Genomic DNA, 22,267 nt, shown 5'->3' on the forward strand with positions numbered 1-22,267 from the left:
GACTATGCCAGCACATCAGAAGACGTGCCTTGCGCTGGGCTTCGGCCTCGCTGTCCTGGTCGCGGGAGCAGCACGGGCCCAGGAGGCGTTTCCGTCCAAGCCGATCGAGGTCGTCACCCATGCGGGCGTCGGCGGCGGCACGGACATCACCGCCCGCATGATGATGGTTCAGGCGCCCGCCGCACTGAAGACAGAGCTCGTGGTCGCCAACAAGACCGGCGGCAGCGGCTCGGCCTCGCTCGGATATGCCGCCTCCCGTGCCAAGGACGGCCACACCATCATGCTGATCACGCAGACCCATCTGCTGACCTTGTTGCAAGGCAAGGGCGCTGGAGTGAAGGTCGGCGATCTCGTCGGCATCGCTCGCGCCACCGAGGACCCGCAAGTTCTGATGGTCGGGGCCAACAGCCCCTACAAGACGGCGCAGGATTTCATCGCGGCGGCCAAGGCCAAGTCGCTGAAGTTCGGCACCACTCAGATCGGCAGCGTCGATCACATCGCCGTCGTCGGCTTCGCCGAGAAGGCCGGGCTGCTGAAGCCGATCGTCGTACCCTTCCGCGGCGGCGGCGACATTGTCGTCAATCTCGTCGGCGGCAATCTCGATGGCGCGCTGCTGAACTACGCCGAGGCTGAATCGCAGATCAAGGCGAATGAGGTCAGGGCGCTGATCGCCTTCTCCAAGAACAAGATGGATTCGCTGCCGCAGACCCCGACGGCGGCTGAGATCGGCATTCCAGCGGTCTATTCGACGACGCGCGGCTTCGCCGTTCTGAAAGGCACGCCGGAGGACCGGATCAAGGTGCTGGAAGAGGGCGTGGTCAAGGCCATGAAGGGCCAGATCTATCAGGACTATCTGAAGAGCTCCGGCCAATCCCGGGACAGCGTCGTCGGCCGCGCCGAATGGCAGGCCGAGATCGACGAATTCCTGAAAACCGGCGACGCCGCCCTGACCTCGATCGGGATCAAGAAATGATGGCCCGGCAGCTTCCGTCGCCGTCGACCACGCTTGCAGCGTCGACGACGGAACGGGACGCCGCGACATCCGCTGCGGCCGGGTCCGTGCCCGGCCGTGTCCGCTCAGATGTCACGACTGCCCTCGTCATCATCGCGCTGTCCCTCGCGGTCTGGGGCCTGACACTGGCCTTTGACGACGTCCCGGCGGCGATTTCCACGGGCATGAGTCCGGCGGCTTTTCCGCAGCTCGTGCTCAGCGTCATCATCGTGCTGGCGTGCTGGCTGGCCTGGACGGCCCGCAGCCGCTGCCAGCCGGAGATCGAGGCGGTACATCCGATGGTCTACGCCACAGCGGCCGCGGTCGGCGGCGTAATGGCGGCCATGGCGGTGTTCGGCATCCACGGTGCCGTCGTCGCATCAATCATCGGCATCGGGCGTCTCTGGGGCGAGCGGCGCTTGCTGCTGCTGGCAACGATCGCCGCCGGCATGTCGCTCTCTCTGCATTTCGCCTTTGTGCGTGGCTTTGGCATCGGCCTGCCCCGCGGATTTCTTCAGACCTGTTTGAGCTGAGCAGCGCGCTGCATCGCGCCTGCCGGAGCGTTGTGCAACCCGCTACGAGGACCAGATGGACGCTTTTCTTGCCGGCATGGCGATCCTCGCCGACCCCTATATGGTCGGCATCATCCTCGCGGGAACCGTGCTCGGCGTCATCGTCGGCGCGCTGCCGGGCCTCAGCGGCAGCACGACGGCGGCACTTCTCCTGCCGATCACCATCACCATGAGCCCGGTCGCCAGCATCGCCTTCCTCGGCGCGATCTATTGCGCAGCCAATTTCGGCGGCTCGATCACCGCAATCCTGATCAACACGCCCGGTGATCCGTCCGCCTCGGCAACCGCCTATGACGGCTATCCGATGGCGCGGCGCGGCGAGGCCGGGCGAGCCCTGGGCATATCGACGATCGCAAGCGCGATCGGCGGCATCTTCAGCGTCTTCGTGCTGATCGTCGCGGCCCCGCTGCTAGCGAAGGCGGCATACAGCTTCGGCCCGCCCGAATATTTTGCGCTCGCGATCTTCGGCCTGTCGATGCTGGCTGCCGTGGGCAGCTCTACGGGCATCAAGAACCTGATGGTCGGGGCCTTCGGCGTGCTGCTGGCGACGGTCGGGCTGGATCTGATGACCGGCGTCGACCGCTTCACCTTCGGCGTCCCCGAACTGAGCGAGGGGCTCGGCCTGGTGCCGGTGCTGACTGGATTGTTCGCGATCAGCGAATTGCTGGTGCAGGCCGGCAGGCTGCAGATCATTCCCGAGCGGCTTGGCCTTGGGGTGATGAAGCTGCCCACCATGGCCGACTATCGCAAATGCGCCAAGGCGATCGGGCTGTCGAGCGTGCTGGGCACCTTCATCGGCATTCTGCCCGCGTTAGGCGCGACCACCGCCGCCCTGATTTCCTATAACGAGACCAGGCGCTGGTCGAAATACAAGGACGAGTTCGGCAAGGGCTCGATCGAGGGCATCGCCGGCCCCGAGGCCGCCAACAACGCCGCGGTCGGCGGCAGCATGGTGCCCACACTGGCGCTCGGCATACCGGGCAGCGCGACCACGGCGATCATCCTCGCCGGCCTGATCGTCCAGGGCGTTCGGCCGGGCCCGCATCTGTTCAACGAGCAGCCGACCCTGCTCTACGCGGTCTTCGCCTCGATGCTGGCCTCGAACCTGATCTATGTCGTCCTCGGCCTGTTCGCCGCCAAGCTCTTCGCCCGGATCACGCTGATCCCCGATGCGATCCTGTGGCCCGGCGTGCTGGTCTTCGCGATCGTCGGCGCCTACGGCCCCAACCAGTCGCTGGTCGATGTCTGGGTGATGCTCGGCTTCGGCGTGATCGGCTATGTGATGCGCCGCTATGGTTTCTCACCTGCGCCGCTCGTGATGGGCTTGGTGCTCGGCACGATGGTCGAGGAGACGCTGAAGCAGTCCTTGCTGATCTTCGACCACAACTGGCTGCTGTTCTTTAGCCGCCCGATCGTGGTCGCCCTGTTCGTGGTGACGGCGTTGAGCGTATGCGCGCCCTGGCTGGCGCGGGCGATCCGAGGCGCGACGAAATCGGCGCGTCTGCGTGCCGCCGAGAAGTGACCGCGTAGCGGCTGACGCCAACCCAGGCCCGGCGGTCGATCAGCCGAGGCAGAGTCTGTGCTGAGCCGCCGGCTTCCCCCGGGCGAAGTTCGCAAGCCTCGTCACCGCGGACGCGTCTATCGCAATGCGGATCACGATGAAGGCGATCACCGCATATCGGTCCGTTCGACGATCTACCACTGTCGATGAGCAGCCACAGCCCCGCCACGCCCGACACGATTCGAATGCGCGACCTTTGCCGCGCTCGGGCTTCACTCAATCGCGAAATCCCGCATTGCCGAAGCGGCTGGGATCAGCTATCCAGCCTTCACGGTTTGCGCCCGTAGCTCAGCTGGATAGAGCGTTGCCCTCCGAAGGCAAAGGTCACACGTTCGAATCGTGTCGGGCGCGCCATTACTTGGCTCCTTTTGAGGGCGCCGTTTACAGCCCGTTTGCAGGGCCGCTTACAATCCCAGATTTGCACTTGGTTCTGGGCTCGGCGCTTGGCGTGGAGGTCGATGACGTTGTCGATCTTGGCCTGCCCGGTGCCTGCGAGGCCGCGCCGCTCGGCCTGCCGGCGATCGATCATCGCGCCTTGTCCGTGGCGCGCTCGATCTGGGCCATGTTCTCGGCATCGCTTGTTCCAGCCATCGCCAGCTCTACGCATCAAGACGTGCGCCGTTGCGGCTGCGGCGGCTCCGATCTTTGAGCCGAGCGCCTCAGGCGCCTGCCACAAGCGGACGGCTCCCTTCGTCACCGTGCCAGATTCTGGAGCTATCCACCGGGCTAGCCGAGCGCCCCTTCCCGGTAGAAGATCCTCAGAGCGAAATTGACGATCAGCCTGTAGAGGCGAACCGGCTTCGCCTCGACGACCGCCGTTCCGACGATGGTGTGGCGCACTTGCGGATGGGTCAGGGCCTCGATCGCGACGCGATAGACCGGGACTTCCGGAACCGCCTGGCGGTTCTCATCCTGGCGCACGGCGATGTGGCCGCCGTGCAGCGACGCCAGCTCGCGATCCGGCAGCGCGCGTACCGCCGTCTCATCGATCGCCGCGACGCGGACGTCGATGCCGGCCTGCGACAGGTCCGTCGGGATGAAAGTGCCACCGGCTCCGGGCGCCAGCCGGCCGAGATCGGCCTCCTCGACATAGGCGTCGATCCTGACGGCGGTGAGGTCGACGATATAGGCCACGGCCTCGCCGGCCTTGAACCATTCACCGTCCCCGAGCGGCTCGGCGAGCTCGGCGACGACGCCGGCAAAGGGGGCCCGGACCACAAGGCGTTCGCTTTCCTGCTCGAGGGCTGCGACCTCCGAGCGTGCGGCTGCGAGCCTTTCCGCCAGAACCGAGGCTCGCGCCGGATCGCCTGCTCCGGTCGCCACGGCCTGGATCTGGGCGGCCAGGCTCGCGACGTTCCGTCCGGCCTGAGCGAGCTTGAAGGCGAGGTCCGGCGACTCGAAGCTGACGATCGCCTGCCCCGCCGTGACGCTGTCGCCGACGCCGGCGTGAACGGCCTTCGCCTGCGCAGCGACGGGAAGATAGAGCTGGGTGCGCTCCCGCGCCGCCAAGATGGCCGGCAGATGCAGCGAGGTTCGCCACGGCACGAACAGGCCGGCGAGCAGGGCCGCCAGCAGCGCGAGGCTCGTCAGGCTGCGCCGGTTGAGGCCGGTCGTCCGCAGCCGCCGTCCCCATTCCGCCAATTCGCGCATGACCGGCCGCAGGATGAAGAACCAGATCTCGATGGCGAACAGCGCCAGGCCGAGAGCCTTGAAGAACATGTGGTAGACGAGCAGCGCGATCCCGAGGAACAGGAAGAAGCGATAGATCCAGGTCGCGACCGCCCAGGAGATCAGGAAGAGCCGTGTGCGCTCCGGCCAGTGTTCGGGCGGCTCCTCGTCGAAGGCGAACAGCAGCCGCCGGATGCGATGCCGCGTCAGGGCGAAGGCACGCTCCTGCAGATTGGGGATCTCGACGATGTCGGAGAGCAGATAATAGCCGTCGAAGCGCATGAAGGGCGAGACGTTGATCAGGACAGTCAGGATCCAGGTCGAGGTCGCCCACAGATAGACCGCGCTGCGCAGCACGCCGTCAGGCAGGAAATTCCACAGCAGCAGCGCGTAGAGCGCGAGGTAGAGCTCGGCCGCGATGCCGGCGCCGCCGATGGCGAGCCGATGCCGGCGCTCGCGCAGGCGCCAGGCGGCGCTGGTGTCGGTGTAGAGCACCGGCGCCATGACGAGGAAGGCGACGCCCATCGTCGGGACGCGGCAGCCATAGCGGACCGCGGTCAGCCCGTGCCCGATTTCGTGCAGAGCCTTGGCGGCGAACAGGGCCAGCGCGGCCACCACCATGCCTTCCAGCGAGAAGAACCATGGCAGCGCGGAGACAAAGCCGTCCCATTGCCGCGTGACCAGGAAAAGGCCGGTCAGCCCCGCAAGCAGGCTCACGAGGAAGAAGGTCCGGCCATAGACCCAGGGTACGGCCGCCAGCAGCGCCCTGAGCAGCGGCTCCGGCCGCAGCAGCGGCACCCGTACGAAGAGGTAGCTGTGCAGGAGCCAGCTCAGCCAGTCCTTCCGGCCGGCAAGCTGGCGCCCGACGAGCCGGCCCGTATCGTCCGGGGTGGATCGGCGCAGCAGCTCGGCCTGGTCGAGGAAGGACGAAACCCTCTCGACATCCTCCGGCTCGATCGTCAGGGCAGTATCGGCATTGACGCTGCGCACGATCTCCTGCGGACGGCGCAGGCGCCAGCGGCAAAGGATTTCGAACTCGACCCAGCTGATCCTGAAGAAGCGATTGCGCGCCGGGTCGCACAGCGTCCAGCTCGGCGCCCCGCCGCGCAGAGAAGGGCCCGGCTCGAGCATGATCTCGTCGCGCAGCGGCGACAGCGGCGCGTCAGCGGACAGGGCTCCGGCGGCGGTCGCCATGGCTAGAGCCCGGCCCATTGCCGCAGCGCCGCGAAGGGGCGGCGGAACAGGGCATAGGCCAGCGGCACAGGCTCCCCATAGATCCTCGCCGTGCCCTTGAGGCCGATCCGCGGCTGTTCCTCGCCGGTCAGGCGCGCCTTGAGGCGATAGGCCAGCACGCCGTCCGTCCCCTGGATCGCCTGATAGGAGGACTGGCTGAGGACCGCATCGAGGGGCCGCTCGGGCGCGATGTTGAGGAAGAGGCGTAACGGCGCGTCGTCGTCGAGCTGGATGGCATCGGCGACGGACAACCTCGCCTGGATCTCGACTTTCGCCGGGTCGGCGACGACAAGGACCCTCTCGCCGATGGCGACCGGCCGTCCGAGCCATTCACTGGGATCGTCGAGCACGGCGACGCCGCTGCGCGGCGCCCGCACCTCGATGCGCGCCAGCTGCTCGCGCAGATAGGCGATCTCGGCGCGCTGCTGATCGAACTTGCCCTGCAGCATGGGCAGCGTCGAACGCACCTTCTGGTCGACGACGGCGAGCTGCCTGGCCTGCCGCAGCTCGAGCTCGATCGCCTGCAGGGCGCCATTGGCGACGTCGAGCTGGTTGGTCAGGCGGCGATCGTCGAGATTGAACAGCACGTCGCCCGCCGAAACGGGCTGGTTCGGCTTGACCAGGATCCGGTCGATCACCCCTTCCAGAGGCGCGCGGATGACCGCCGGCTCGCGCGGAACGATCTCGGCTGGTGCCAGCGCCGTCTGCCGCACCGGCAAGAAGGCCGCGAGCAGAACAAGTGCGGCCGCTCCCGCACCGATCAGCCGTTTCCGGCGGGTGGCGAGGCCGAGCGAGCGCCCCGCCAGACCGCGGGGGCGTTGCGCGGCAAGGGCATGCCCATAGGCATCGACCAGGAAGCCGAGCAGTTGCCGGTCGCCCTCGTCAAGCTCCGTCTCCCGGGCAAGGACGAGGACATCCGCGCCGTGCCCGAGCGGCAGCCAGACCAGATAGGGCGGCAGCCATTCCGGCCAGTCCTGCCGGTTGGCTTGCGGCACATCCCCGGCGGTCAGCGTGCGCGGCCCGGACGCGTCGGAGCGTGCGATCGCGCCGAAGAGCTTTTCGAGCCAGGCGACCATCGGTGCATTGCGCTCGACCGTCGCGATCCCGGACATGGACAGGATCCGCCCTTGCGACGCGCCGCTCCAGAGGAAGGCCTGCCGGTAAGGGACCAGCCCAAAGGTCTCGTTCGCGATCAGGAAGGCGAGCTCGTCGCCTTTCGCCGCCCGCGCCCTCCGTTCGAGCTGCAGCAGCAACGAAAGCCGGAGTAGCGGCGTCGAGGACTGGCTGTTCATGGCGCGCGGGGGGGCGCCGTCAATTGGGCAATGCCGCTCATTCCGGCGACCAGCTCGGCATGGGCGCCCATGATCGTGCCGTAGATCTTCAGGGTCTGGCTCACCGGGTCGATGCGCGGCACGATGCGCGTCACCTCGGCCGGATAGTCGCGCTGCAGCTCCTCGATCCGCGTGGTGAACCGGGTTCCGGCCTTCAGCCAGGCAATCCAGCGCGACGGCACGAGCAGCTCGATCTCGAGCTCGCGCTCGTTGAGGATGTCGGCCAGCGGTTCGCCGGCGGCGACGTATTGATGGCGCTTCACCCGCAATTCGGCGATGCGGCCGCTGAACGGGGCGTGCACGATGCAGCGGCTGACGTCCTTGGCTGCCATTTGCTGCTCGGCCTTGGCGGCATCGAACTCGCTCGCCGCCAGATCGACGTCGATGCGCCCCACCGCCTTGCGCTGATCGAGCAGGCGGATCGCCTCCAGCTTGCGTTCGGCGCCGCTCACTTTTGCGTCGGTGAGCTGGAGCCGCGCCCGATAGGAATCGCAGTCGAGCGAAGCGATCTCCTGCCCCTTCTCGAAGGCCTCCCCTTCCCGAAAGGGCAGCTCGCTGATCTTGCCGGCGATCTCGCTCGACAGAATGGTCGCGTGGCGCGGGGTGATCTGCACCCGGACTTCGACGGCAGACTCGGCCGCAGCCGGCCGTACCGGCGCAAGGCCCGACAGCAGCACGGCCGCAACGACATAGCACGGCAAGCGTGCCGCCCGGCCGGCCTGCTCCCGCGCGGGCCGGTCGCGATCCGGTCGCGGCAAGGCCATCTAGAGCGCGTTGGCGACGGTCGTCGTGCCCGGCTTCGCCGGCTGCTCGACCTCATCGAGGCGCGGAACCGCGATGCGGCCGGCCCGCCACTCCTCGTTGCGGCGATTGATCTGCGCTGTCAGCTCGCCGAGATCGCGGCCAAAGGCTTCGGCCGGAACCGGGTCGAGGCCGAGGCTGACATTGATCGCGGCATGGGCATTCTGCAGATCGGCATAGGCGCGGTGCCGGCGCAGCTCGGTCAGCGCCGAGGCGGCCTTCTCGCGGATCGCATCGAGCTCGGAGGTCGTCTGGGCCTCCTGACCATCGCGTGACAGCTGGGCGATGCGCCGGTTGATGGTCGAGATGGAATTGAGCCGCTCATAGCTCTTCCGCGCGATCTGGTATTGCTGGGCCGAGACCTGGACCTGCGCCAGGACGGCCATCGTCGTGGCCAGTCGCCGGGTTTCGGAGATCTCCGACTGGACCTCGTTGAGTTGGCTGATCTTGGGATAGTTGGTCACGATGCGGAGCAGGTTCGCGGCAACGCGCACCCCGCCTTCCTGCCAGTTGTTGAAGAGCAGGTAGCTGTTGCTGTCGTAGTTCAGGGAGCCGAGCAGGGTGACACCCGGCACGAGGCGCAGCAGGGCGCGATGGCCTTCGTTGCGGACGATGCGGGCGTTGTAGCCCTCTTCGCGGAGCTCCGAGCGGTTGACGAGGGCGACGCGCTCCATCTGCTCGACCGAGAGGCCGAAACGGCCGAGGCGACGCCGTCGAAGGACATCACCGTATAGACGATCTGCTCGGGCGCTGCGCCGGGCACGGAATAGTGCAGGCCCGGGCGTTCCACGCCGCCCGAAGGCCGGCCGTCATAGAGGACGACAGTGCCGCCCTCGGTCAGGTTGCCGACGGCATGACCGCTGGCGTCGGTGCCGGCGTGCTCGCTCGTCTGATGCGAGGGGGTGCGATCCGGGTCGGCCGGCAGTGCGCCGCCCTCGCCATCCTGCGTCTCGTGGAGGCGGACCGTGAAGGTGAAGTTCTTCAGCCTGCTCGTCTCGCTGGCCGGGTCGTCATAGATGCCGCTCGGGCGCTCATAGAGCGTGCCGTCCTCGCGCCAATGCAGCGAGACGCCGTTGTCGACGACCTGGAACTGGAAGCTGTCGGTCTCGTTCGGACCGGCGCCGAGATGCTGGACGTACTGGACACGGCCGGCCTTGATGTCGGCGAGCGTAAAGGTGCCGCCGACAGGCAGCGGGACGGGAGCTCCGCCGCCCACCGGCGTCAGATAGAGCCGGCCCTTGTCCATCTCCCGCCCGGTGACGACGAAGGACAGGCTGTCGTCCAGCGAATCCGGATCGCTCACATTGAGCATGCCGGTGTCGAGCGTGATCCGGTGCGAAGCGTCGACCGTCGCCTCGAGCGAGCCGCCCGCCCAGACCGGCTCGTCCCGGCAGGACGTCGAGCGTGATCCGGGAAGAGGCGGACAGTGCCGCGGCGGCGCCGGCCCCGCCGCCACCGTCGATCACGGTGACGTCGAAGCCGTCCTGCGGGTTCGGCCGACCATTGGCCCGATCCACGCCGTTATGGGCATAGGTCAGCCGGCCGCGATCGGCGTAGGCGAAACTGATCCCGGCCGCGATGTCGGCGACGGTGATGGCGCGGTCTATCGTCTGAACGACGCCGCCGATCGTGACCGTGCCGTTGAAATGGAGCATGCCGTCCGCGGGCAGCGAATCCAGCCGGACGATCAGCAAGGGATCGTTCGGGTCCCCACCGCCATCGGCCACGATGTAGTCGCCGACCCTCGAGGGGGCCGGACCGGGCCCCTGGGCGTTGTTGGGCTGCCCTTCGTAGACGCGACCGTCGCCCGAGACATTCGGCGCCTGGTTGACCGGCGCGATATCGAGCCGAATGGTCGCGAGCTCGGAATGGGACAGCGGCGTCGCGCCGTCGTTGACGCGCACGACGAAGGCGTCCTGCGTGTTCTGAAGGGCTCCCGTCGCGGTATGGACATAAGCTAGCCGACCGGCCTCGATATCGGCCTGGGTGAAGACCGAGCCCTGCCCGATGCGGACCCCGGCCAGGGTGAGGTAGCCGTGCTGCGTATCCGTATCGAGCGTATAGACGATCTGGGCCTTGCTCTGGGACCCGAACGCCACCTCCGCGTCCGTCGGCGCGATCATGCTACCGTCGAGGATGGTCACGCTCGGCGCGCCGCCCGGACCGACCTCGGCGACGTTGACCGTGACGTCGTCGAGCACGGTCGGATCGTTGGAGGCGGTGACACGGATCGCCGCGGTCCTGTCGGCCGTGCCACCATCGGTCTGGTTGGTGACCGAGACCGCGATATTGGTCGAGGCGATGGCGTTGCCGCGCTCGACATCGGCCGCCGTGAAGGTCAGCCCCTTCAGCCAGGCGTCGGCCTGCTGCATCGTGCCGTTGAAGGTCCAGACGTTACCGAGCTGGACGCCGCCGCCGACCGTATCGGCGAAAGCGCCGATACTGGTATCCGAGACGGTGACGGAGACGGTCACGGCATCGTTGGCGTCGGCCGGATTATAGCCCAGCCCCCAGCCGGCATCGCCGAGATTGACGCTCGCGCTCGTGCCGAAGGCCGGGTTGAGCGTGCTCGGCTCGGCCACCTGCAGACTCTCGGAGCCGGAGATGGTCGGAGGGGCGAGCTCATGGTTCCAGGCCGCTACGGCCTCGGCCGCGAAGGGGAGAGCCGTCTCGATCGCGCCGGTGTGCGCTTCCAGAACCCAGTCGCCACCGCGCTCCTGTGCGCCAGTCGTGTCTTCGGAGGCGGCGACATCCCCGCCTGTCAGCCTGGCGAGGCTACCGAGCAGCGCCTCGCCCGCGGGCGTGCCGGCGACGTCGCAACCCCAGATCATGAGGTCGGCATCGGCGTTCAGCGCCGCGCTCCAGGAGGCGATTTCGGCGCCGCGAGCTTCGAGCAGCGCCGCGTCGACTACCGTTCGGCCGAGGGTGAAGGCGCCGCCCTCGCCATGGCCGACGAAATGCACCGCATCGAGGCCGCTGCGCCCGGCCAGCGCCGCACTCACCTGCGCAAGACCGTCGCGTTCGGGATCGAGGACGATGAGTTCGACGCCGGGCGCCGGCGTCAGGCTGCCGAGCTCCGGCAGGCGGGCATCGACGAAGACGATCTCGTGCCGCGACGCCTGCGAGCGGCCTTCCGCTTCGATCAGCTGCGCCTCGGCCTTGCCACCGAACGGCCCGACATCGGTGACCGTGTCCGATACTCCATTGCCGGCAGCGGCGCCGCGATCCTGGTCGTTCGCCGGCTTATTAGCCACTTCTGCAGACACGTGCATGTCGGCAGCGACCGCGGCAGCCGTCGTGGCGCCAGCGGCGTCGAACATGAAACGAGGTTCGAGAGAAAGAGTCAGGCTGGGGAGCGAGAAAGGCCGGCGAACCCGCCGCAGAATATCAGTTTTAGACAATTAGGCGTATCCGAATCGCTTGCGCAACGAGCGCATATCAGAACTACCGCAAATTGGAAGAATGTGATGTTCAATCTGCCCCAGGGGCAGATTTTTATTCTTTACGGCTCGCGGCGGACGCTCTGCAGAACTAGGTTTTCAATCGGAATATTGAGTTTTTCTAACTTTTGACGCGTTTTCTTCCTGGAAGCGGGCTTCTTTGCGGAGCATCAGCCCGCCCGGCCACATCGCCGCATATTCGATCATGCCCTCGCCACACAGGCCGCACGCAGGACCGCTGTGACATTAGGCCGCCGCGATCACGGCGCGATCGAGCGCAAGCATTCGCACAAAGCGCCTGTTCAGAATCGGCCGATGCCTTGCGCAAGCTCTCGTCGCATGCCGCAGTTCCCGGCTCTCGCGCTCCAGAGCCTGGCCGCCATACCCGTCGTCAGCCTGGCCGGCGGCAGAAATGCCGCCGGCATTTGCGAATACTCAACGTTTGGTCAGCTTAGCTGGCCGGGATACGGAGAGATCGGGATCGCTGCGGATGTCAGAGGTTGAGTCACCCCCGGCGACGCAGCGGGGCACGGGGAGCCTGTTCCGGCAGCAGTCGCTGCAGCAGCTAGACCGGCCGGAGGATTTCCACGCGCCGCTGCGCGTGGTGGGCCGCGTCGAATGGATCGCCGGGCTGCTCTGCCTGGCGCTCTGCATCGCCGTCATCGTCTGGGCCTGCCTGGCGCGCTATCGCGAGACGGTGGAGGGCCCCGGCATGTTCGTGCGCAGCGGCGGCGTCTTCATCGGGCTCAACGCACCGAAATCGGGCTGGATCGACGGGCTCGTTCCGGCAGGCCAGAAGGTCACGGCCGGGCAGATCGTCGCCTCGCTGACGACGCCGGAGGAGGATGCGCGCATCGCCGATCTCGAGCGCCGCATCGACCAGGCCGAGGACCACCGCACCGCCATAACCCAGCGCTACGAGGTTCGGGTCGCGGCCGAGAACGTCTCGCAGCAGCGCCGGCGCGAGGAGCTGGACGAGGCCGCCGACCTGACCCGTCAGCGGATCGCCGAAGCGGAGGGCACGCTGGCCAATCGCGAAATGCTGTTCTCGCGCGGCGCCGGCACCACCGACCGCGTGCAGGAGGCGCGCGAGCGGCTGTTCAGCGCGCGCTCCAGCCTGTCGCGCACGCAATCCGAACTCGCCGCGCTGAATGGCGCGATCCTGGCGCTCGGCGGCACGCGGGACCAGGAGCTGGAGGCGAGCCAGCGCCAGATCCTCGATCTCAAGGGCCAGCTCGAACAGGCGAGATTGAGCCGCAAGCTCGCCGACGAGATTCGTGCGCCGCGCGACGGCATGGTCGCCCTGGTGCCGGTGACGATGAACGCGCTGGTCACGGCCGGACAGCGCATCGTCACGCTCGAAACCGGCGGCGAGCGCCTGGAGGCCCTGTTTTTCGTCCCGGGCGACATGGGCAAGCGCATCACCCCGGGGATGGAGGTCAGGCTCTCGCCCTCGATCGCACCGCGCGAGGAATACGGCATGCTCGTCGGCAAGGTGGTCTCGGTCTCGCCGCAGCCGGAGGGGCAGGCCGAGATCGCCGAAAGGCTGGGCAATCCGGATCTCGCCCGGCAGATGGCGCGCAACGGCGCCCCCTTCGAAGTGCGGGCGACGCTGGAGACACCCCCCGGCGAGAGCGCCGGCTATGCCTGGACCTCGCAGCGCGGGCACGAGATTCCGCTCAGCAGCGGGCTGCTGCTCACGGCCAACGTCACCGTGCGGCGCGCCCCGCCGATCACCCTGATCATTCCGGCGCTGCGCCGCTGGACCGGCCTGTGAAGGCGCGCGGCCATGACTGAGAGTCCGCCAGCGGCCGCCACCATGCCGCCCCTGCCGAGCGCGGGACGGCCCTGCCGCGTCCCGACCATACTGCAGATGGAGGCGGTCGAGTGCGGGGCGGCGGCGCTCGGCATGGTGCTGGCCTATCACGGCCTCTGGCTACCGCTGGAGCGGCTGCGCGAGGCCTGCCAGGTGACGCGCGACGGCGCCACGGCGGCATCCCTGCTGCGCGCCGCGCGCAGCTTCGGCATGGAAGCCAAGGGCTGGCGCGTCGAGCCGGTGGCGCTGGTGCAGCACCGCTTTCCGGCGATCGCCTTCTGGCAGATGAACCATTTCGTCGTGATCGAGGGCGTGTCGCGCGGGCGCGTCCAGATCAACGACCCCGCCCATGGCCGGCGCAGCGTCGATGCGGCCGAATTCGACGGCGCCTTCACCGGTATCCTTCTGACCTTCTCGCCCACGCCCGCCTTTCAGCCGGGCGGCGAGCGGCCAAGCCTGCTGCGCGCATTGCTGCCGAAGGGCGGCGAGACCCGCGCGGCGCTGGGCTTCCTCGGCATCATCGCGCTCTGCAACGTGCTGCCGCCGATCTTCGTACCCGCGGCCGGCAAGATCTTCGCCGACAACATCATGGTCCAGCACGCGACGAGCTGGCTGCGGCCGCTGCTGCTGGCGCTGATCGGCTCGGCCCTGCTCTCCATGCTGCTGTCCTGGCTGCACGGGCTGGTGCTGGCCCGGCTGCAGCGGCGGCTCGGCACCGAATCCGCCGTCGGCCTGATGGCGCACATGCTGCGCCTGCCGATCGGTTTCTTCGTGCAGCGCCATGTCGGCGACATCACCTCGCGCATGGAGGCCGCGCGGCGCCTGTCGCACAGCGCCGTGGTCTCGATCTCCTCGGCGCTCTTCAGCATCATGGGCGCGCTGATCAGTGCCGCCATCATGATGGTCTACGACGTGCCGATGGCGCTCGCCTGCTTCGCCTTCGCGACGGCGGACATCGCGGCGATCGCCTTCATCACCCGGATCCGCGTCGAGGGCGTCAGGCGCGTGGTGGTCCAGCGCTCGCGCATGGCCAGCGTCGCGCTCGGCGGCATCCAGTCGATCGAGACGATCAAGGCCTCCGGCGCCGAGGACGCCTTCTTCACCCGTCTGATGGGCGCCCAGGCGCAATTGCTCAACATGATGCAGGAGCTGGAGCGCTCGACGCTGTTCCTCACCCTGGCGCCTTCGGTGATCAAGAGCCTGTCCTATGCGGCCCTGCTCGGCTGGGGCGCGCTGAAGGTCATGGACGGCCAGATGACAGTGGGCACGCTCATCGCCTTCCTGGCCGTGCTCCAGGCCTTCCACACGCCGGTCCAGTCGCTGGTCGGCGCGGTCGCGGGGCTGCAGGAGCTGCGCGGCGACCTGGAGCGCGTGCAGGACACGATGCGCCATGCGCCGGCCCCACGCCTGCAGGGCGATGTGGCGGTCTCCGCAAACTGGCCGGCGCAGCAGGGCCGCCTCTCCGGCAGCATCGACATCCGCGGTCTCGGCTTCGCCTATCCGGGCCAGGCCGGGCTGATCGAGAAGCTCGACCTTTCGATCGCGCCCGGCCAATGGGTCGCAGTGGTCGGCGGCTCGGGCAGCGGCAAGTCGACCCTGGCGCGGCTGGTCGCGGGATTGCTGCAACCGGCCGAGGGAAGCATAAGCTTCGACGGCACGGCGGCCGGCGAGGTTCCGCGCCGCGTGCTCGCGGGCTCGCTGAGCTATGTCGAGCAGGATGTGGTGCTGTTCGAGGGCACGATCCGCGACAACATCGCGCTCTGGGACGCCTCGCTCGACGATGCCCGCCTCATCGCGGCGGCGCGCGATGCCGGCGTCCACGAGGAGATCGTACGCCGGCGCGGCCAGTACGGCGCCGATGTCGCCGAGGGCGGGCTCAACTTCTCCGGCGGCCAGCGCCAGCGCCTGGAGCTCGCCCGCGCGCTCGCCATCGACCCGTCGATCCTGATCCTCGACGAGGCGACTTCGGCGCTCGATCCCGTCACCGAGGCCGAGGTCTTCGCCAATCTGCGGCGGCGCGGCGTCAGCGCCCTGGTGATCTCGCACCGGCTGAGCACGGTGCGAGATTGCGACGAGATCATCGTGCTCGACCGCGGCCGGATCGTCGAGCGCGGCACACATCAGGCGCTGATCGCGGCCGCGGGCCGCTATGCGGAGCTCGTCCGTGCGGAGTGAATTACTCGAACGCGCCGAGGCCGAAGGGCCGTCCGCCCCGCCGCGCATCGTCTGCGAAGAGGGCTTCGCCTACCGGCTCAACGGCGCAGGCGCGGAGCTGCTGGTCGAGCAGAAGGGCCAGGCCGGCAGCCTGCGCCATCTCGCCATGCTCGGCGCGGGCGCAGCGGCATTCGGTCTCGCAGCCGACAGGATGCGTCTCGTCCTGATCCCGAAGGACGGCGCGGCGGTCGAGACAATCGCCCTGCCCGATCTGGCGGGCCAGGCCGACCTCTTCGTGCGCACCGCCGAAGCCTGGGTCGCGGTGACAGCCGAGCGCGCGCGGCATCTGGCGGGGCTTCCGGCGCAGGCCGGTCCTGCCGACGGCGTGCCGTCATGCCGGCTGGAACCTGGTCTCCAGAACCTGGCGGCGGGCGAAGCCGCCCTCCCCGGTGGATCCCATGCCCTGCTCTGGTGCCGCGCACAGACCGGCGCCTGCGCGAACATCTGGGGGCGGAGTGCCGGCCCAACGGACCTCCCGGTGCCGGTGCTGCGCAGCGCGCCGCTCCATGTCGAGCGCGCAAGCGAGATCCAGGCGGTCGACAGCGCCGCGCTCGCGCGGGAGGGCACCCTGCTTGCCGCGCTCGCGGGCTTCAACGCGACGCTCGGCCGGCTGCTGCAGGACTGGTGCGACGCCAGAATGGCCGCTCTCAGCGAGCATGTCGCAGACGTCGCCGACGCGGATGCCGCAGCGATCTCTGCGGCGATGGCGAGGCTCGCCGGGCGCGGAGCGCCGCAGACGCGGCAGGTGCGCCCCGGTCTGGAGCCGCCGCTCGCGGCGACGATCCGGACGGTCGCCCGGGCGATGCGCGTCAGGCTCCCGGCGGATTTCGGCCAGCTGCGCGCGGCCGGCGAGAACGAGGATGCGCTCGCGCTCTACACGGCGAAGGCCGGGCTGAGGTCGCGCGAGCTCAAGCTGCAGGAGGGCTGGTGGCGAAAGGCCGGCGAGGCGATGGTCGGGCAGCTGCGCGACGGCACGCCGGTCGCGCTCCTGCCGGCACGAAGCGGCTGGCGGATGGTCCGCCCCGGCAGCGGCGAGCGGGTGAGGGTCGATGACGGGGTCGCGGCCTCGCTGACCCCGCATGCCCATGTGCTCTATCGCGGCTTCTCCGGCAGTGAGGAGCGTCCCGGCCGGGCGCTCGCCGCCTTCGTCTTCTCGATCGTGCGCGGCGAAATGGCGCTGATCGCGCTGGCGAGCCTCGCCGCCGGCCTGCTGGCCATGGCGACGCCCTTCCTGTCCGGCATGCTCATCCAATCCGTCATCCCGGACGGGGTGCGCAGCGAGATCCTTCAGCTCATCCTGGTGATGGTCTCGGTCGCCTTCGGGATGATGGGGTTCGAGCTGGTGCGCGGCCTTGCCGTGCTGCGCGTCGAATCCGTGCTCGGTTCGGCGGTCGAGGGCGCGCTCTGGAGCCGCCTGCTGCGGCTGTCGCCCGGCTTCTTCCGCCGCTACGGCGCGGGCGATCTCGCCTTGCGCGCCGATGCGGTGAACCAGATCCGCCGGACCGTCGGCGTCGCCAGCATCACGGCACTGCTCGGCGTGCTGTTCTCCTGCGTCAACCTCGTCGTGCTCCTGAGCTATGGGCTGAAGCCCGCTCTGCTCGCGCTCGCGGTGTGCGCCGTCCAGCTCGTGATCCTGCTTGGCATGACCCTGTTCGAGCTGCAATTGCAACGCCGCGCGCTCGCCAACAGCGGCGCGATGCAGACGCTCACCGTGCAGATCTTCCAGGGCATTTCGAAGCTGCGCGTCGCCGCCGCCGAGAACCGCTTCCTGGCGCGGTGGACCCATCTCTTCGCGGTGGACCAGGCGGTGAACTTCCGGGCAAACGTCGTCGGCAGCGCGGTCAGCGCCTTCGGCGCCGGCTGGAACATCCTCGTCATGGCGGCGCTGATCGGGCTCGTCGGCTTCGGCGGCGTCAAGATGACGCTCGGCGACTACGTCACCTATTCCGGCGTCTCCGGCCAGTTCGTCTCCGCCATCCTCTCGCTCGCGGGCCTGATCCCGGCGCTGGCAACGGTCCTGCCGCTATGGGAGCGCGCGCGGCCGATCCTGGTGGAGCCGACGGAGGACGACGCCGGCAGTCTTCACCCCGGAACGCTGCAGGGCGAGATCGAGGCGTCCCGCGTCAGCTTCAGCTATCCCGGCGGGCAAAGCGCGCTCAGCGACGTCTCGCTGCGTATCCCCGCCGGCGCCTTCGTCGCTTTGGTAGGCCCCTCCGGCTCCGGAAAATCCTCGCTGCTGCGCCTGCTGCTCGGCTTCGACCAGCCGGACAGCGGCTCGGTGCTGCTCGACGGCCATGACCTGCGCGATCTCGACCGGGGCGCCGTCCGACGCCAGCTCGGCGTCGTGCTGCAGCACAGCCGCATCGAGGCGGGCAGCCTCTACCACAACATCGCAGGGACGGCGCCGCTGAGCCTGGAGGCGGCCTTCGAGGCAGCGAGCCTCGCCGGCCTCGGCCCCGACATCGCGGTGATGCCGATGGGGCTGCACACCTATGTCGACGATGCCGGCGCGACCCTGTCCGGCGGGCAGCGCCAGCGGCTCCTGCTCGCCCGCGCCATAGCGCGGCGGCCGCGGATCATGCTGCTCGACGAGGCGACGAGCGCTCTCGACAACGCCACACAGGCCCATGTCATGGCGACGCTGGCGCAGATGAACGTCACCCGCGTGGTGGTGGCGCACCGGCTGAGCACGGTGCGCGATGCGGACCTGATCTATGTGCTGTCGGAAGGGCGCATCGTCGAGCAGGGCGACTACGCGACGCTGGCGGCCGCCGGTGGCGTCTTCGCCGGGCTGATCCGCCGCCAGATGGCCTGACCGCCTACGACCACCGGGCGGCTGGCAGATCGGGACCGCCGACGCCGTAGCGGCGCTGCCACGCCTTCTCAAAACACAATCGCCCGGCTCCCTGGGGAGCCGGGCGATCAAAGGACCATCGCGACCGCATCAGCGGATGGCGACGGTGACCTCCTTGGTGCCGTCGAACTTGATGAAATGGCGCTTGCCGTCGATCAGCTCGCTGCGAACGTTGCCGCCGCTGCTGCTGCCCGTCGCATGGAAGTCGGCGGAATTGCCGGTGAAGGAGGACTGGCTCTCCTTCCAGACCCACCACTGACCGCGCGAGGGAGCGACCCACTGCCCGGCGCCGCCGGCCGCGGCCTCGAGCTCTTCGTCGGTCAGGGCGATGTTGTTCAGGTCCTGCTTGGTCATCGGCTTCTTCCTCTCTCCATCCGTCCGACCGTCCCGGCCGGCTCGTTTCGTGAGAGGACCTTATGTCGGCCCGCCTTACACCAACCTTACTGATCGTCATCGCCGTTTGCGGCCAGAGGGAAAGTTGGCCTGGAGCCATCGGGAGTCTCGCCAATTCCCCGCGCCGCGGACCGCCGGACAACGCAGGCGCTGCGTTCCTGTCGGCTATTTCTGCTTTCCGAGAGCGGTGGCGAGCCAGGCCTCGATCGTCGCCTTCTCCTCCTTCGCATTGTTCTTGACCCAGCTCAGATACATCGCAGAGCCCTTGGAATGCATCGCCAGATCCAGCACGGCGCTCGGGCTGATCTCGTATCGCTTCTTGAACGCTCGGCTGAAATGGGCCTCGCTGCGAAATCCATGCTGGTGCGCCACGGCCGCGATCTTCAGCTTTCCCTCGGACAGCACGATCGCCCGCAAGCTGGCCTTCAACCGTTCCCCGAGCAGCCAGCGCTGGACACCGCCATGGTTCTCGAACGAACGAAAGAGCTTCGAGCGCGAGACGCTCAGCGCATCCGCCAACTCGTCCGGACCGAAATCCGGATCGGACATTTTCCCCCGGGCGAGGCGATAAGCCCGATCCAGCACGGAGATGTCGTCGTACTGCCTTCTCGGGGCAGCGGCAGGAAGCGTCGCTTCGGCAAACCGCAGGATGCCATCGACGGCCGACTGGGCCTGGTCGACGCTGAAGCCGTCGACATGGTCCACGAGCGACCTGATCTGGCCACCGAGATAGACGCCGGCGCTGCTATCTGCGGCCAGCACCATGCCATGGACATCGCCCTGGAGCTTGGCGGGCGCACTGGCCCTGTCGAAGGTGATGGTTATGCCTTCATAGCCCGTCGTGTGGCACTCGTAGGGCCTGGAATAGTCGACGGCGACGATATCGCCGGGAGCATGGCAACGCTTGCGCCCATCGTAGTCGGTGGTGATCTCACCGCTCACGACAAGGTAGAGCGACATATGGGAATTCGGCCTTTCAGCGATGACGCGCCGCGTCCGCGACATCGTCATCGCCGATCCGCCGTTGATCTGCAGAAAGGCTTCGGGAAGCTGCCAGGTGCAGCCATAGAACTCGAACGACGCCAGATCGAAATCCGCCGGTATCGAGCAGTCGACAAGGCGGGAGAGCGCCGCCTTCCAGGCCGCATAGCTTTCCGCGCCTGGGGGATAGGGCCAGATGAGCCCGCGCGATGCGCGCAATTCCGACGCAACCTCGGCCTCGGGCGGAAAATTCTCGTGCTTGCTCATCACTGGCTTGCCCGGTTTCAGCGCGCCCGATTCAGATCAGGCTTCAGCCGGATCGAGGACCTGACGCTGATGAGTTTGGGGAGTTCGTCAGCATTGTAAAGTCGAGGCGGGCCGGTGCCCAAGACAGCGGTGAAACCAAGAACGATCTTGGCCGCGCGGCGAGCAGGGACGTCAGGTCATCAAGTTGGGATCGCCAGTCATGGTGCCCCGCGGCGGTTTCCTTCTAGATTCAACCAGAGGTCCGCCTTCAGAGCGGCACGGGGCATTGGGGACTTATGGCGAGGGCATCGATCGGCGCAGGCCGAGGCCGGCAGAAGCTGTGTCTGCGGTCATGAGAATCCCCGGACGCTTCAGGCGTCGCTCCCTGATCGCCGGCCCTTCGCCATGAGCGGCTGACACAGCCCACCAGCCGCCGAGCCCAGGCGCCAATGCGACATCGGGCTCGGCTTGCGCCGATCATCGTCGAGAATCCCATCAGCCGTGACGTCGAGTCATGGCTCCAGATCACATTTGCTTTGAGGCCGGCCACTGAGAGCTGGCCCATCCGGGGGCAAGGCCATGCAAATTTCAGTTCACGCGCCGCTGCGGCGCGCCCTTCTGGCCGGGACGATTCTGGGCTGCCTGTCGGCGGGGCACGCCCTCGCCCAGAACGCGACCTGGACCGGTGCGACCTCGTCCGTCTTCGGCGATGCCGGCAACTGGACGCCGAGCGGCGCTCCTTCCGGCACGGCTTTCTTCGACGGCAGTAGCCGGACGACGGTCGAAATCGGCTCCGATCGGACCGTGGGCGGTTTCACCTTCAATCGCCATGCCAGCAGCTACGGCATTTCCAACTCCGCGAACCTGACATTTTCCGGCTCGGGCATCGTCAACAATTCCGGACAGCTACAGCTGCTGAACAATCGGGGCGGCCTCTACTTCCAGAACTCCAGCTCGGCCGGCGCCACCATCGTCAATGGCGGCGGCATCTTCCATTCATCTGTTGTCTTCCAAGATAGCAGTACGGCTGGTGCGGCAAACATCATCAGCAACGCGAACGGAAGTGTCGTATTTCAAAACAACAGTACAGCCGGGTCCGCGATCATCATAAGCAACAAGAATGGGGGCGTTGGCTTCGTCGACAGCAGCACGGCCGGAAATGCGACCATCCGTAGCAATCCTGGGTCAATTATTCAGTTTGCGAACACCGGCACGGCCGGAAACGCGACGATCGACAATTCCGGTGCGCTCTATTTCTTCAACACCAGCTCCGCCGGCAATGCCACCATCCGCAATCATGCGGGCGCACATGTGGAATTCGCCTCCAGCAGCAGTGCTGAAAACGCGACCATCGACAATTCCGGGACCTTGATGTTCTGGCTCAACGCCTCGGCCGGCAATGCGCGGCTGACCACCAGTGCCGGCGGCGAAACGATCTTCGAGGCCAAGGCCCACGACACCGTCGGATCGATCGCCGGCGCCGGCAATTACGAGCTCAGGAATTCGTCGCTCACCACCGGCGGCAATGGCGACACGACCGAGGTGAGCGGCGTGATCAGCGGCGGCGGCGCGCTGATCAAGACAGGCGCGGGCACGCTGACGCTGTCGGGTGCCAACACCTATACCGGCGCGACCACGGTCAACGGCGGCAGGCTGGTGGTCAACGGCTCGCTGGCGAGCGCGGTGACGATCAATGGCGGCGGTTCGCTGGGCGGCTCCGGCACGGTCGGCGGGATCGCGGTGGCGGGCGGCGGCATGGTGGCGCCGGGCAATTCGATCGGGACGCTGAACGTCACCGGCAATGTCGCCTTCGCGGCAGGCTCCACCTATCAGGTCGAGATCAACGCCGCCGGCCAGGGCGACCGGATCGCTGCGACGGGGATGGCTACCTTGTCCGGCGGAACCGTCCAGGTTCTGGCCGAGGCCGGCAATTATGCGGCGGGGACGCGCTATACCATCCTCACCGCGGGCGGCGTGACCGGCCAGTTCGCCGGCGTCTCGTCGAACCTCGCCTTCCTGACGCCGGCGCTGGTCCATGGCGCCAGCGACGTGACGCTGACCATGACCCGCAACGACACCGGCTTCGGCCCGGATGGTGGCGGCGGATCGGGTGGTGGAAGCTCAGGCGGCGGGAGCGGTGGTGGTTCGGGCGGCGGCTCCGGCACC

14 protein-coding genes, 1 tRNA gene and 2 pseudogenes are annotated in these 22,267 nt (G+C 67.9%); 9 read left to right on the plus strand and 8 right to left on the minus strand.

The window, feature by feature from the left end; all coding sequences use genetic code 11:
• Positions 1-4: 4 nt before the first annotated feature.
• The 5 genes from RKE40_RS01310 to RKE40_RS01330 all read left to right on the plus strand — a co-directional run bounded on the left by RKE40_RS01310 (position 5) and on the right by RKE40_RS01330 (position 3,773).
• Positions 5-973, plus strand: coding sequence for a Bug family tripartite tricarboxylate transporter substrate binding protein (locus tag RKE40_RS01310; protein ID WP_316016437.1), 969 nt, complete (start codon positions 5-7; stop codon positions 971-973).
• Positions 970-1,524 carry a tripartite tricarboxylate transporter TctB family protein gene (locus RKE40_RS01315; protein ID WP_316016438.1) on the plus strand — a complete coding sequence of 185 codons (555 nt, stop codon included), beginning with the start codon at positions 970-972 and terminating at the stop codon, positions 1,522-1,524. Before RKE40_RS01310 ends, RKE40_RS01315 begins: the two co-directional genes overlap by 4 nt.
• A gap of 55 nt (positions 1,525-1,579) precedes the next feature.
• On the plus strand, positions 1,580-3,085 hold the full coding sequence (locus RKE40_RS01320; protein WP_316016439.1) for a tripartite tricarboxylate transporter permease: 1,506 nt from the start codon (positions 1,580-1,582) through the stop codon (positions 3,083-3,085).
• Between the two features lie 316 nt (positions 3,086-3,401).
• Positions 3,402-3,478: transfer RNA gene (locus RKE40_RS01325), tRNA-Arg, on the plus strand.
• Positions 3,479-3,548: 70 nt separating this feature from the next.
• Entirely contained in the window at positions 3,549-3,773 is a 225-nt protein-coding gene (locus RKE40_RS01330) for a hypothetical protein (protein ID WP_316016440.1), read from the plus strand.
• Between the two features lie 77 nt (positions 3,774-3,850).
• Here the strand turns inward: RKE40_RS01330 and RKE40_RS01335 are convergent, their stop codons facing one another.
• The 6 genes and pseudogenes from RKE40_RS01335 to RKE40_RS29735 form a co-directional block, all read right to left on the minus strand.
• Entirely contained in the window at positions 3,851-5,986 is a 2,136-nt protein-coding gene (locus RKE40_RS01335; RefSeq protein ID WP_316016441.1) for an efflux RND transporter periplasmic adaptor subunit, read from the minus strand.
• A 2-nt stretch (positions 5,987-5,988) separates the two neighbouring features.
• Entirely contained in the window at positions 5,989-7,317 is a 1,329-nt protein-coding gene (locus RKE40_RS01340) for an efflux RND transporter periplasmic adaptor subunit (protein ID WP_316016442.1), read from the minus strand.
• A complete protein-coding gene (locus RKE40_RS01345; protein ID WP_316016443.1) occupies positions 7,314-8,120 on the minus strand; it encodes an efflux RND transporter periplasmic adaptor subunit in 807 nt (268 codons plus the stop codon). The genes RKE40_RS01340 and RKE40_RS01345 overlap by 4 nt, the downstream gene beginning before the upstream one ends.
• On the minus strand, positions 8,121-8,831 hold the full coding sequence (locus RKE40_RS01350; protein ID WP_316016444.1) for a TolC family protein: 711 nt from the start codon (positions 8,829-8,831) through the stop codon (positions 8,121-8,123). It abuts the gene before it with no gap.
• A gap of 458 nt (positions 8,832-9,289) precedes the next feature.
• Positions 9,290-9,469, minus strand: a pseudogene (locus RKE40_RS29730) (hypothetical protein); the annotation flags it as partial.
• Between the two features lie 580 nt (positions 9,470-10,049).
• Positions 10,050-11,477: pseudogene (locus tag RKE40_RS29735) on the minus strand (DUF4347 domain-containing protein); the annotation flags it as partial.
• A 610-nt stretch (positions 11,478-12,087) separates the two neighbouring features.
• Between RKE40_RS29735 and RKE40_RS01360 the strand changes: the two are divergent.
• The 3 genes from RKE40_RS01360 to RKE40_RS01370 are packed head-to-tail and all read left to right on the plus strand — an operon-like array spanning position 12,088 to position 18,442.
• The gene (locus tag RKE40_RS01360; protein WP_316016446.1) at positions 12,088-13,374 is read left to right on the plus strand and encodes an NHLP bacteriocin system secretion protein; all 1,287 of its coding nucleotides are present in this window, start codon (positions 12,088-12,090) and stop codon (positions 13,372-13,374) included.
• Positions 13,375-13,386: 12 nt separating this feature from the next.
• Positions 13,387-15,588 carry an NHLP family bacteriocin export ABC transporter peptidase/permease/ATPase subunit gene (locus RKE40_RS01365; RefSeq protein ID WP_316016447.1) on the plus strand — a complete coding sequence of 734 codons (2,202 nt, stop codon included), beginning with the start codon at positions 13,387-13,389 and terminating at the stop codon, positions 15,586-15,588.
• A complete protein-coding gene (locus RKE40_RS01370) occupies positions 15,578-18,442 on the plus strand; it encodes an NHLP bacteriocin export ABC transporter permease/ATPase subunit (protein WP_316016448.1) in 2,865 nt (954 codons plus the stop codon). Before RKE40_RS01365 ends, RKE40_RS01370 begins: the two co-directional genes overlap by 11 nt.
• A gap of 129 nt (positions 18,443-18,571) precedes the next feature.
• Here the strand turns inward: RKE40_RS01370 and RKE40_RS01375 are convergent, their stop codons facing one another.
• Both RKE40_RS01375 and RKE40_RS01380 read right to left on the minus strand, forming a co-directional pair.
• Positions 18,572-18,835: a hypothetical protein gene (locus RKE40_RS01375; RefSeq protein ID WP_316016449.1), complete on the minus strand. Its 264-nt coding sequence runs from the start codon at positions 18,833-18,835 to the stop codon at positions 18,572-18,574.
• A 204-nt stretch (positions 18,836-19,039) separates the two neighbouring features.
• Positions 19,040-20,122 (minus strand): AraC family transcriptional regulator, encoded by a 1,083-nt coding sequence (locus RKE40_RS01380; RefSeq protein WP_316016450.1) that lies wholly within the window; start codon positions 20,120-20,122, stop codon positions 19,040-19,042.
• Positions 20,123-20,905: 783 nt separating this feature from the next.
• Here RKE40_RS01380 and RKE40_RS01385 point away from each other — a divergent pair.
• The coding region (locus RKE40_RS01385) for an autotransporter-associated beta strand repeat-containing protein (protein WP_316016451.1) at positions 20,906-22,267 on the plus strand (1,362 nt) is incomplete at its 3' end.

Origin of the sequence: Allobosea rubneri, assembly GCF_032464875.1 — a bacterium.
Lineage (GTDB): Bacteria > Pseudomonadota > Alphaproteobacteria > Rhizobiales > Beijerinckiaceae > Allobosea > Allobosea rubneri.